This window comes from Limnobacter thiooxidans (assembly GCF_036323495.1).
Classification (GTDB): Bacteria; Pseudomonadota; Gammaproteobacteria; order Burkholderiales; family Burkholderiaceae_B; genus Limnobacter; species Limnobacter thiooxidans.
The window spans coordinates 2,824,685-2,837,333 of record NZ_AP028947.1 but is presented as its reverse complement, the minus strand read 5'-3'; the positions used below and the strand labels follow the sequence as shown (position 1 = coordinate 2,837,333).

Sequence of the window (12,649 nt, the reverse complement as noted above, 5' to 3'; positions counted from 1 at the left end):
TTCTGTCATTCAAGTGGATGTACTGACCGGCTTTGACAGAAACAGTTCCGGTTTGGTGGTGTGGGTTTCAGGCGCACGGTCTGGCGGCGCGTCCAAATAAGGCGCAGTCCAGCCCAGCATGGCACTGGCCTGTTCGCAGCGCTGGCGAAGGTGCTGCGTGTTGTCGCCGCCCAGGTGCACGATGCCGTACCGGTAACTGCGCAACCATTTGAAGTCGCGTTGCAGTTCTTTGGAGTCTTTGATGTATTCGAAAAACAGGGCGTCGGGAAAGGATTCCCTGAAGCTGTTTTTTTGCGCGGTTGTTGGAAATGCGACCTGAGCCTTGGGGTCGAATGAACGGTACACAAAACTGGCTGCACTGCCGGCGGTGGTTGGCGCACGGTTCAGTGTGGCCGGATCAATGCCGTGTGCCAATGCAAATGCAATTTCATGCAGATCGATCCCGTCAACCCGCAGGTACAAATCGGAAAACTGCGAGGCCATGCGCGGGTTGAATTCAATCACGGTGATTTTGTCGCGGGCTTCATCATGGAAAAACTCCATGTTGAACAAACCATGGTCAAACCCGACAGCGTTCAAGAAACGCCGGGCCACGTCGGCTGCACGGGCTTGTACCGTGGTGCGAAGTTGGCTTGGGTATTCGAAGCGCATGAACGCATCGGTGTCAGGGTACATCACCTCGTCCACCACCCCGAGAGCACGCACTTGCCCTTTCCAAACATAGCCGTCCAGGTTGTATTGCCGACCCGTGACCGGCGCTTCCAGCAGCATGCTGTGTGCGGTGCCTGCTTCAGGCAGGCGCTTTCTTGCAATTCGTTCAAAAGGTTCTACAAGGTGTTTGATCACCCACAGTTCCCAAGCACCAAACCGAGTGTGTTCATGCAATTCCTGCTGGTTATTCACCACACGCGACAACACTGAAAATGCGGCTTTCACGGGTTTAACAAATTGCGGGTATTGGATGTGGTTTGGCACCGGGCCGCCATAGGCTGCATCAAGCCTGGAGAAAGTTGGGTTTGCTTCGGGTGCGACCTGTTGCAATATCTGGCGCGCATACAGTTTGTGCTGGCAGGCCAGAATGGCTTTGACCGGGGTACCCGGCCAGCCCATTTTTTCCGCGAGCAAGGCTGCGCACAGGGCACCGAACTGTTCGTGGTTGGATGTAACAGCCTTTGCGCCCGTTAAACGTGCGAACACCGCGGCCTTGGCGACAAATCGTTCGGTATCGAACCAGGCCAGGCGAGCGTTGCTGGGGAAACTGAACAGATCGAAACCGGATTCAAGGCTCGGCCAGTTGTCTTTCAGGCGCTTTGCACCCAGTTCGTCCCAGTCATAATTGAACAGCAGCAGGGTTTTTGGGTGAGGCATAGGGTGGCAGTGTTTTTAGCGTTTGGCCTCATTGAGGGCCCAGTTGTAATCGGTATACGCAAGTGGCAATGATTTGGATGCGATTCTATCGACTATTTCTGGCGTGGTACCCATGTCTTTGGCCCATTTGGCAAACACATCTTTTACATCTTTGAATCCCTGATGGCCTTTTTCAAAGTCTTCAGCAAACCATTTGAAAATCGGGCTGACTTGCAATTCGCCATTTTTCACACGGTTTCGGCTGGGGTCGCTGAGAAATCGACGCATTCCGTCATCCAGTTGGGCGTTCAGCTTGTTGGCCGTGAAGGCTTCATTGCGCAGGGCCGGGCAACCGATGCTTGCGCAGTTCACGGCAGCATGCACTCGCGGTTCCTTGTAATTGGGGCGTAACTGCTCATGTTCAATCCAGTCCAGGTTGCGTTTTTTACCCAAGAGGGTGAAAAACTCCTGCTTCCAAGGGCTGCTGAATACGCCGCCAATGTCCTTGATTGACTTCAGGTTGGGGTATTTCGTCAGAACAAGTTCTACTGTGAAGCCATTGTAGGCGTTGATCAGAAACGCCATTTGCTGGTTTTTGTTCAGGGCATTGAACTCGGTTTGGCTCAAAGCCGACCACTCGTTCAATACCTGTTTCAATGCGTCACGGTCTTTTTTGAATCCATCGTAGTCCACGACAGACTGCTTGTTGTCGGGCAGCCATTTGACGTGTTTTTCCAGTAGTGAATTCCACGCAGCATAGTTTTGGTCCACGCTGGCAGCAAAGCCTGCCTGGCTCCAGCCAAACAGGAGCAACGCGGTCATTTTTACCAATACTTTCAACATGAGAACTCCGGTGATGTTGCGATTCACCTTGGAGTGTACAGTTTGCCGACTGGTTCAACCCGCTTTGAAGGCCATTGCGGTTCAATGGTCCGCTGGGTCGGTCAGGTGACCGCGATTTTCGAGATGAATTCTTCGATGGCTTCTTTGAAGCGTTGACCCTGACCACCTTTTTCGGCGGCCTGTATGCGGCCGGGCGCCTGTAGTTCAAGTTGTTCTGGCAATATTGGGTCGGAAGATTGAATGATGACCGGTGTGTGTTCGGAATACTGCAACAGAAATTTGGCGGTGTTTTCTGCTTTGGAGTCTCCTACGTTGAGGTCGGAGATCAAGAGTTGGCAGGTGCTGCCCGAGGCTTTCAATTGGCCGAGGCTGCGAAAGTAGCGAACCTCAGCCTTGTTTTGCAAAAGTCTGTTGAGATGGGTTTCCAGTACAAAACGGTGCATTTCAAAGTCTTCAAGGCAGAATATGACGGGTTTCATGCTGCAATCTGGATCTGGCTGTAATGTCCGAATCCTACGAGAAAACCCGTTCAGGTGAGAAATTATTGAATTTTTTATCCCTCACAATGGGGTTGTTGAACACGCAAAGGGCAAAACGACATGTTGAGTACTGCAGTTTTTTTTGGTTTGGGGCTCGTTCTACTGGTGTTGGGGGCCAACTCGCTGGTTCGGGGGGCATCCAAACTTGCTTTTTCATTTGGCATTTCGCCGTTGGTAGTGGGCTTGACTGTGGTGGCGTTTGGCACCAGTGCGCCCGAAGTTGCGGTCTCAGTGGGCGCTGCGCTTGAGGGCACCACCGACATTGCGGTTGGCAATGTGGTGGGCAGCAATATTTTCAATGTGTTGTTTATCTTGGGCGTCAGTGCCTTGATCGCCCCTTTGATTGTCAATCTTCAATTGATACGTCAAGAGGTGCCCATCATGATCGGTGCCTCGGTTTTGCTGTTGTTGCTTAGTCTGGATGGTGTTCTTTCCTGGATTGATGGCGCCATTCTGGTTGTTTTGATGGTGGCCTACACCGCGTTTCTGGTCATTCAGTCACGCAGCCAGGCCCAGGCAGGCAATACCGAGTTTGACGTTGAAAATCAGCCTGCAAAACCCGGCGCCTGGGATTCCCGCTGGCCAGCCCAACTGGGTTTGATTTCCTTTGGCTTGTTTTTGTTGGTAGTGGGGTCTGATTGGCTGGTGGGTTCTGCGGTTGAGTTTGCGAAGGTAATGGGCGTGAGCGATGTGGTGATTGCCTTGACGATTGTTTCAGCGGGCACTTCGCTGCCCGAAGTGGCCACGTCGGTGGCTGCCGCCCTGAAAGGTGAGCGCGACATTGCGGTGGGCAATGTCGTTGGCAGTTGTACCTTCAACATACTTGCTTGTTTGGGCCTGGCCAGTTTGGTCGCCCTACCTGCCGGCTTGCAGGTCGCGTCATCGATCATGGCGTTTGACATGTGGGTGATGCTCGCAGTGGCTTTCGCCTGTTTGCCTATTTTCCTGACGGGTCGCGAAATTGCACGCTGGGAGGGTGCAGTGTTTTTGGCCTACTACACAGCCTACGTGGTTTACCTGGTTCTGAATGCCCAGGGGCATGACGCGCTTGATCTTTATTCCAACACCATGCTGAGCTTTGTGGTGCCGATTACCGTAATTACGCTGGTGGTCAGTGTGTTGAGGGGCAAGTCGCAGGCAGCAACATGAATGTCATGAACTGAATGATTTTTATTGATCTTATCGCCAAACTCAGGGACTTACACCGCCAGTTTTAAAGGCGTACATTGAAGTTGAATGTCAGTCCGCTTTGCAGCCTGTCAGGGAGACTACTTTGAATAACAACTTGTTGTGCAGGAGTGCACAGAAAAGTCGGAGTTTTTTGGTGACGGCCATCGTTGTGATGTTGGCGTGGCAGCCCATGTTGTTACAAGCTGCCGTACCCCACGGTGAAAGTGATTTGCCCGTGTGGCTTCAGGACCGATTTGAGCCGGTGCATTACGACTTGACTCGCATTGTTGACAACACTGCGCGCAAACTGGACCAGTTTTTTGGAACTGAAGACAGTTTGTTTGTGGAGAACCAGTCTTTTCTCCGCGTTGCACTGGATACCCTCTTGCAACCCGGGGATTCCAAGCTGGATCCAAGTGTGCGTTTCAGGGTTGACATGCCGACCACCAAAAAAAGGCTTCGCCTGATTATCGAGAGTGACATCGAAGAGCCCTTGGGCCGGTTATCTGAACAAGGTATTCGAGAGGTCCGCGGTGGTCAGCGTTTTGACACCAACAACTCTGCAATTGGTCTGGAGCAACGTTCTTCGAAAGACCCCAGCGAAGCCTGGGTTCAGGGCTTGGGTTTGGGCGTCAAGTTCGGTGCCCCACTTGATCCCTATGTCAGGTACTCCGCTGCACGGCAATGGAATTTCAGTGAAAGCAAGTGGCAGATTAACTCACTCAGCCGTGTGACCCAGTTTAACCAGCGTGGATTGCAGGTACGTACCAATTTCGACGTCAACAGGCCTATTGATGAAGATCGCACCTTGCGTTTTCAAACTTACGTGGACTTTGAGGAGCGTAGGGATTCCGCCGTGTTTTCCCAGACTGCCGAGATCAACCGCGTGATCGATTCACGCACTGCGCTGCGATATGCTTTAATCGTCGTGGGTGAAGATCGAGGCGAGAACACAATCAAGGATTATGTGTTGCAAGCTTACTACCGCCGCGATATTCACAAAAACATATTGTTCATGGACATCGTTCCCGAAATTCATTTTCCAACCGAAGGCAACCTTGATCCTTATGTGGCGTTGACCTTCCGTCTTGAAGCGTTTTTCCGGGGAAACTTCAGCAGGCTATTTTGAACCATTCGCAAACAATTGATTTGAAACAAGGCCCGCTATTATTGCGGGCTTTGGTTTCTGGCCCCGCAGATGGGCCTGTCGCCCTGCTCGTTCACGGGTTTCCGGATACTCCGCACAGTTGGGATGCCGTGGGAGATGGCTTGGTTCGCGCAGGCTATCGAGTCGTGCGGCCTTGGCTGAGGGGATATACGCCTGAATCGGTTCACTTGGGTGCCCAGTACGATGCGTTTACCGCCGGGCTGGATTTGCTGGCTTGGCGAGACCAGTTTGCCGGTCAGCCTGTACACCTGGTTGGTCACGACTGGGGCGCTGTTGCAGGCATGGCGGCTGTGGCCACGAATGCCTCTGCATGGAAAACATTGTCCCTTTTGGCCATACCCCCATTTCAGAAAGTTGAACGGGCCTGGCGCCTGTTGCCGCGACAGATGCGCATGTCGGCTTACATGCTTGAAATGCAGTCGACGAAGGCCCCGGCAAAAGTCATGATCGATGATTGCGCACGCCTTCGTGAATTGTGGACACAATGGTCGCCGGGGTGGGCATTTACAGATACCGATTTTGACCCGGTGCTGCACGCATTTTCAGATGTGCGCGTGGCTTGGGCCGCAACAAGGTATTACCGTGCCCTGTTCACTGTGCACAGGGCAAGTACAAGGTCAATGTATGCCTTGTCCCGACAAAAGTTGAATGTGCCGGTGCTGGCCATGGCCGGCGTCAGGGATGGCTGCATGCAGGCCGGGCTTTTGCAGGCCATGGTTGAGCCATCCTGTTTTCCAAAAGGCATACGTGTTGAGTTGATAGACAATTGTGGGCATTTTCTGCAGGCTGAGCAGCCCGATGCAGTACTCAAAGAACTTCTTCACCACTTGGCCTAGAAAGCAGCAGGGTGATTCGCAATGTCCTGTTCACGCACGGCAATGCGTTACGCCCTGATCGTTGTGGGTGAAGACTGGGGCGACAGCACAATCAAGGACTACGTGTTGCAGGCCTCTTTGAGGGAGACTGTGTCTTGAAATGCATCATTAATTGTTAAATGTGAAAAATTGTTTATTGTTTGGTCATTTAACAATTGTTCATACATGCGCCTCTCTTCGTCAGAAAATAGTCAGATAACAACCCCATAGTCCTTACATCATTCAAATCAATGAATGAGCAATTATTACGACAATGGGGACATTCAAGATGGCGAGTACAAAAGAAGCAGCTCGCCCAATGACCGGTGAAGAACGCAAAGTGATCTTCGCCTCATCCTTGGGCACGGTATTTGAGTGGTACGATTTTTACCTGTACGGTTCATTGGCAGCAATCATTGCCAAGCAGTTCTTCTCGGGACTAGATCCCACATCCGGTTTCATTTTTGCGTTGTTGGCTTTTGCCGCAGGCTTTATCGTTCGTCCTTTTGGCGCCTTGGTGTTTGGTCGCTTGGGTGACATGATTGGTCGCAAGTATACCTTCCTGGTCACGATTCTGATCATGGGCGGTTCGACATTCATTGTGGGTATTCTGCCGACTTATGCAAGTATCGGAGTTGCAGCTCCGATTATTTTGATCGTGCTTCGAATGTTGCAGGGTCTTGCGCTGGGTGGTGAATACGGTGGCGCTGCAACTTATGTGGCTGAACATGCACCGAATGGAAAGCGTGGTGCTTACACTGCCTGGATTCAAACAACTGCGACCTTGGGCCTGTTCCTGTCACTGATCGTGATTTTGGGCACCCGTACATTGATCGGTGAAGAAGCCTTCGCTGATTGGGGCTGGCGCGTTCCGTTCATTCTGTCCATCGTGTTGCTCGGTATTTCCGTGTGGATCCGTTTGACCATGAATGAATCGCCTGCTTTCAAGAAAATGAAAGAAGAAGGTAAAACATCCAAGGCGCCCTTGACCGAGTCTTTCGGTCAGTGGAAAAACCTGAAAGTGGTATTGCTGGCGCTGTTTGGCCTGGTTGCAGGTCAAGCCGTGGTCTGGTATTCAGGTCAGTTTTACGCGTTGTTCTTCTTGACCAGCGTATTGAAGGTGGATGGTTCAACTGCCAACATCCTGGTTGCTGCATCGCTGCTGATCGGTACACCGTTCTTCGTGGTGTTCGGTACTTTGTCTGACAAGATCGGTCGCAAGCCAATCATCCTGGCTGGTTTGTTGCTGGCTTGTTTGACTTACTTCCCTCTGTTCAATGCCTTGACCAACGCTGCCAACCCAGCCTTGGCCGAAGCTCAAGCGAAGAACAAGATTGTTGTGACCGCAGCTGCTGGCGATTGCTCCTTCCAGGGCAACCCTGTTGCACGTGAAATCGACTTCAAGAAATCTTGTGATATCGCAAAGCGCTTTTTGGCACAGAACTCTGTCAGCTATGAAAACGTGACTGCAACAGTTGCTGGTCCAGCCACCGTTCAAATTGGTGAAAAGCTGATCACGGCACCTGTGGGCAACGTGGTTGCCGGCAAGTTTGATGATGCTTCCAAAGCTGCAATTGATGCGTTCAAGGCAGAGGTGAAGGCCGCATTGGGTGAAGCAGGCTACCCAGCCAAAGCCGATCCAGCACGTATCAACAAGCTGCAGATCATTCTGATCCTGAGCGTGTTGGTGCTTTACGTGACCATGGTTTACGGCCCGATTGCTGCGATGCTTGTGGAGTTGTTCCCGACACGTATCCGTTACACATCAATGAGCTTGCCTTACCACATCGGTAACGGATGGTTCGGTGGTTTGATGCCTACAATCGCTTTTGCGATGGTGGCTCAGAACGGCAACATGTTCTACGGCTTGTGGTACCCGATCATTATTGCTGCCGGTACGTTTGTAATTGGTTTGCTCTTCGTGCGCGAAACCAAAGATGTAGATATTTTTAAAGACGACTAATTCAGGAGTTTGTTTATGTGGAAGTTGATTGTTGCTTTCTTGCTGTTCGCAGGTTTGTCAATGTTCGTGATCATGCAAGGGGGTGACAACCTGAACATGGCCGGAGAACAGCACGGCGGTGGTGACACACCGCACGAGAATGCTGCACCTAGCCAGGCAGTACCTACTTCAGGTGCTGTTGCCGAGCAAACGCCGCCCGCAGCGGTGGCCCCGGCCGACAGCAAATAAGCAAGTACCTGACTCGTTTGGGGTACGATTGGGGCCGACGCAAGTCGGCCCTTTTTTGTGCGCGCAAGGTTCGCACGAATGTAAAATTCACGTCATAATCAGCTGGCTTTGGGACACATGTCCGCCGCGGCCCAAACGCTTGAGCCATTGGGCGCGTAAACGTGGTGTCCCCTGTTTGCGTTAAGTTGCCTTCCTGAATTGATCAAGTCGCCTCTAGAGTTGTAGCCCATGCCCTCCGTATTTGCCATGTTTGCGTTCGTGTTGCTGGTTGTGGGGGGGTATGGTTACACCAACCAGCCTGCGCAAGAACCACCGTGGACCCAGGTTGTTCCTGGTTTTGCATTTTCACCTTATCAGGCCGGGCAAAGCCCGATTGAGAATGTTGAGCCCACCGTTGAGGAAATCAATCAGGACCTGTCATTGCTGGCTGGAAAAACCCGGGCCATTCGCACTTACACGGTTGAAGGGCAGTTCGGAGAAATCCCTGCATTGGCAGCTGCGCATGACATCAACGTCGCTTTGGGAGCCTGGTTAAGTCCGGATCTGCTTGCCAATGCCACAGAAGTTGAGCGATTGCTGGAGGTTGCTCAAAGCCCCTCCAATAACGTCATCCGCCTGATCGTGGGCAACGAGGTTTTGTTGCGCGAAGACCTTGGCGTGCAGCAACTCACCGCCTACCTGGACACTGTACGGGCTGCAACAGACATTCCCGTCAGTACTGCTGAACCTTGGCATGTCTGGCTTAAAAACCCTGAACTCGCGAATCATGTCGACTACCTGGCGGTGCATTTGTTGCCATTTTGGGAGGGCATTGCGCTGGACGATGCCGTTGATTTTTCGATCAATACCTACCGGCAGTTACAGAAAACCTTTCCTGGCAAGCCCATTGTAGTCACCGAGGTGGGTTGGCCCAGCAATGGTCGATCCATCAAGCAGGCTGTTGCTTCGCAAGCCAATCAAGCCAAGTTTTTGCGTCGCTTCATTCAGCGTGCGGAGCAGGAATCGATTGTGTTTTACATCATGGAGGCATTTGACCAGCCCTGGAAGTCTGACCTTGAAGGCAGTGTGGGCGGTCATTGGGGCGTGTTTGATTCATTTCGCGATGCCAAATTCGCAACCGACAGCCCCATCATTGCGATTCCGCAGTGGAAGTTGCTTGCTGCAGCATCCATTGTGGTGGCCTTGCTGATGACTGTGTTGCTGTTGATTGACAGTGCAGCGCTTCGCGACAGCGGTCGTACCTTTCTGATTTTCAATGCGTTTGCGGTGTCGTCCCTGATCATTTACGTGATTTACGATTTCACGCTTGAATATCACACCTGGGCCAGTGTGGCGATTTCGGTGGTGCTGTTGCTCGGCGTGGTGGGTGTGTTTGTCATTGTGATGTCCGAGGCCCATGAATGGGCAGAATCAATGTGGTATCGAAACAGGCGTCGGTTGTTGTCGCCCCTGTCTGTCGCAGCGTCCCAGTCTGAATCCCGATTTCAGCCCTTTGTGTCGATTCACGTACCGGCCTACGAAGAACCGCCGGAAATGCTGATTGACACGCTCAATGCGCTGGCACGGCTTGATTATCCGAATTTTGAAGTGATTGTGGTGGACAACAACACGGCCTGTGAATCCACGTGGCGACCCGTTCAGGCCCACTGCGCACAATTGGGTGAGCGTTTCCGTTTTTTCCATGTGAAGCCTTTGAGCGGTTACAAGGCGGGTGCCTTGAACTATGCGCTGGAGCAAACCTGTGCAAGGGCAGAAGTGGTGGCGGTAATTGATGCGGATTACCGGGTTCAGCCGAATTGGCTCAGTGAACTTGCCCCTCAGTTCGAGAAGCCTGAAATTGCCATTGTGCAAGCACCGCAAGACTACAGGGATGGTTCGGAAAACATCTTCAAGTCAATTTGCCATGCCGAGTACAAAGGGTTCTTTCATTTGGGCATGGTGACCCGAAACGAGCGCAATGCGATTATTCAGCACGGAACCATGACCATGGTTCGACGCAGCGTACTGGAAGAGGTTGGTCGCTGGGGTGTTGACACGATCACAGAGGACACCGAGTTGGGCTTGCGTATTTTTGAACAAGGCCATGAAGCGGTTTATATCGATCAAAGTTATGGCCGTGGTGTCATGCCCGACAATTTCACTGATTACAAAAAGCAGCGCCATCGCTGGGCATATGGGGCCATGCAGATTCTGAGATCGCATGCCGGCCAGTTGACCGGATTTCGTGACAGCAAGTTAACCCGGGGACAGCGATATCACTTTGTGTCGGGCTGGCTGCCTTGGATTGCCGACGGGTTTAACCTGGTGTTCACCTTGCTCGCAGTGTTGTGGTCGGGTTTGATGCTGTTCAACCCAATCGCATTTAATGCGCCCCCGCTGTTAATCAGCGTGGTGCCTATCCTGTTTTTTGCTTTCAAGATCACCAAGCTGTTCACGCTGTACCTGGTTCAGGTCAAGGCCAATTTCAAAACCGCATTGGCGGCTACACTGGCAGGCTTGTCGCTGAGTTACGTCATTGGCCGGGCTACATTGTCGGGCTTGTTCGTGGGGCGAAAAATTGCATTCATTCGCACTCCGAAAATGGCCAGTAACCTGGCCGTGTTGCAGGCATTCAATGCCGCGCGGGATGAATCCATTCTGGCCTTGATGTTGTTGTGTGGGGTGGGGCTGATTTATTTTCAGCTGGGTTTTGACTCGCGAGAGAACATGGCATGGTGTCTTGTTCTGGTGTCGCAAAGTTTGCCTTTCCTGTCCTCCCTTGTCGTGTCTGTTCTCAGCACGGCACCGAACCGGGACAGTGTGCAAAGTCAGGAAAAAACAGCATGAGTGTGGCCAACAAGTTGACGTTTTTGGATAGCAAGGCCCAAGTGTGGCGACAGCTTGACAGGATTTCATTTTGGCGATTGGCGGGGCGGCTCGCCCTTGCCTTGATTTTTCTGAATTCAACTTTGTGTTTTTCCGCGATTTGGCCGACCGTGTATGTGTTGCCCAAGCTGGGTATTGCACCCGAGTTTTTGTGCCTGGTGATGGTACTGGCGGCTTGGGTGGCACTGTTTGGAAAGCCGTCTTTCAGGGCCCTGGGCATACTGGCTGCAATCTACCTGTTGATGGTTGTAGGCCGTTATGCGGATGTGGTGGTGCCGAATCTGCTCGGCCGTCCGGTGAACCTGTATTGGGATGTTCCTGAATTGCCCCGTTTCCTGTGGGTAACTGCGCAGGGTTTTCCACTGTGGCTCAGTGCTCCGGCTGTAGGCGCTGTTCTTTTGCTGGTTTGGGGCGCTCATCACCTGTTGATGATGGCCATGAGTACGGTTTCCACCGGGCTTGAGCCTGTGGCAAAACGGGCTTGGCTCTGGGCCTTGTTTGCCCTGTTGGGCGTTGTGGTGGTGAGCAATTATTCAGAAGACCCTGAAAAGCCGACTTTTGTGTCCAAGGCGGTGGTGCCGGTTTATTGGAAAGAAGCCACGAAGCTGCGGGACATCCTCACCCCTTCACGCGCAGCCTTGCTGCTGCCTGCCACCACCGTGGTGGATGAAGCCCTGGCCAAGCCGCAGGGCCAATTGCTGGCCGGCCTGAAACAGCGCGATGTGAACCTGATGTTTCTGGAAACGTACGGGGCCGTTCTGTATGACCAGGCTGATTCATCAAAAGCGGTGGCGGACACACGCGCAGAACTGGAGAAAGCAATTCTCGCCAGTGGACGTCAGGTGGTGTCGGCTTTTTACGTGTCGCCCACCATTGGCGGGGCCAGTGATTTGGCGCACTTGTCGGTGCTCTCCGGAATCGACCTGAAGGATTCGAGAAAGCACGACGTGTTGTTGACCACCCAGCGGCGTACCTTGACGGACGTGTTCGAGCGCGAGGGCTACGAAACCTTCGGGCTGTATCATTCTGTGGGCTGGGAATGGGTGGAACGCGCGTTTTACAGCTACGACCGATATATAGATGGCCCCGCGCTGGGCTACCAGGGGCCTGCTTTCGGATTCTGGAAAATACCGGATCAATTTGCAGCCGCACGCTTGGAACAACTCTACCCCCGCGATGAAAAGGCCAAGCCAAGGTTTACCTTTTTCCCGACCATTTCCAGCCATTTCCCATTTCACCAGGTGCCGCCTTACCAGCCCGATTGGCAAAAGTTACTTGGGCCTGAGCCCTTTGACAAGGCCGAAGCTGCACGGGCGCAAGCCGAACCGGTGAGCTGGGAATACATGAAACCGGATTATCTGCGCACCATCAATTACACCCACACCTGGCTGGCCGGCTATTTTGCGCAGCCCGAACCACGTGAGTCTGTTTACGTGATGATTGGTGATCATCAGCCCACAGGCAGTGTTTCACGCGAGCCCACACCCTGGGATGTGCCAGTGTTTGTGGTGTCAAAAGACACGCAGTTGCTGGACCGTTTTCGCGCCATGGGTTTCACTGACGGCCTGACACCGGCACAACGAAAGCCGCTGGGCGATTTGTACCAGTTGACTGGTACTCTGTTGAAAGGATTTGGCGACTGACTTTGCCGCGACTGAATACGGCCTGAGTA

General features: G+C 52.7%; 10 protein-coding genes. 7 read left to right on the top strand and 3 right to left on the bottom strand.

Annotated features, from left to right (window positions below):
* Window positions 1–9: 9 nt before the first annotated feature.
* The 3 genes from RGQ30_RS12900 to RGQ30_RS12890 all read right to left on the bottom strand — a co-directional run bounded on the left by RGQ30_RS12900 (window position 10) and on the right by RGQ30_RS12890 (window position 2,669).
* Complete coding sequence (locus RGQ30_RS12900; RefSeq protein ID WP_130557835.1) at window positions 10–1,368, bottom strand: ATP-grasp domain-containing protein; 1,359 nt, start codon at window positions 1,366–1,368, stop codon at window positions 10–12.
* 15 nt (window positions 1,369–1,383) lie between these two features.
* Window positions 1,384–2,190, bottom strand: coding sequence for a DUF547 domain-containing protein (locus tag RGQ30_RS12895; protein ID WP_130557836.1), 807 nt, complete (start codon window positions 2,188–2,190; stop codon window positions 1,384–1,386).
* A 101-nt stretch (window positions 2,191–2,291) separates the two neighbouring features.
* Window positions 2,292–2,669 (bottom strand): hypothetical protein, encoded by a 378-nt coding sequence (locus RGQ30_RS12890; protein ID WP_130557837.1) that lies wholly within the window; start codon window positions 2,667–2,669, stop codon window positions 2,292–2,294.
* A 120-nt stretch (window positions 2,670–2,789) separates the two neighbouring features.
* Here RGQ30_RS12890 and RGQ30_RS12885 point away from each other — a divergent pair, with 120 nt between their 5' ends.
* From RGQ30_RS12885 to RGQ30_RS12855, 7 genes are all read left to right on the top strand, one after another.
* Window positions 2,790–3,878: a calcium/sodium antiporter gene (locus RGQ30_RS12885; RefSeq protein WP_298216729.1), complete on the top strand. Its 1,089-nt coding sequence runs from the start codon at window positions 2,790–2,792 to the stop codon at window positions 3,876–3,878.
* A gap of 175 nt (window positions 3,879–4,053) precedes the next feature.
* Window positions 4,054–5,028: a hypothetical protein gene (locus tag RGQ30_RS12880; protein WP_130557838.1), complete on the top strand. Its 975-nt coding sequence runs from the start codon at window positions 4,054–4,056 to the stop codon at window positions 5,026–5,028.
* Window positions 5,025–5,903 (top strand): alpha/beta fold hydrolase, encoded by an 879-nt coding sequence (locus RGQ30_RS12875; RefSeq protein WP_338284487.1) that lies wholly within the window; start codon window positions 5,025–5,027, stop codon window positions 5,901–5,903. Before RGQ30_RS12880 ends, RGQ30_RS12875 begins: the two co-directional genes overlap by 4 nt.
* 307 nt (window positions 5,904–6,210) lie before the next feature.
* The gene (locus tag RGQ30_RS12870) at window positions 6,211–7,884 is read left to right on the top strand and encodes an MFS transporter (RefSeq protein ID WP_338284486.1); all 1,674 of its coding nucleotides are present in this window, start codon (window positions 6,211–6,213) and stop codon (window positions 7,882–7,884) included.
* A gap of 15 nt (window positions 7,885–7,899) precedes the next feature.
* Entirely contained in the window at window positions 7,900–8,112 is a 213-nt protein-coding gene (locus tag RGQ30_RS12865) for a hypothetical protein (RefSeq protein WP_130557840.1), read from the top strand.
* A 228-nt stretch (window positions 8,113–8,340) separates the two neighbouring features.
* Entirely contained in the window at window positions 8,341–10,938 is a 2,598-nt protein-coding gene (locus tag RGQ30_RS12860) for a glycosyltransferase family 2 protein (RefSeq protein ID WP_130557841.1), read from the top strand.
* Window positions 10,935–12,620, top strand: coding sequence for a sulfatase-like hydrolase/transferase (locus RGQ30_RS12855; protein WP_130557842.1), 1,686 nt, complete (start codon window positions 10,935–10,937; stop codon window positions 12,618–12,620). The genes RGQ30_RS12860 and RGQ30_RS12855 overlap by 4 nt, the downstream gene beginning before the upstream one ends.
* Window positions 12,621–12,649 lie beyond the last annotated feature (29 nt).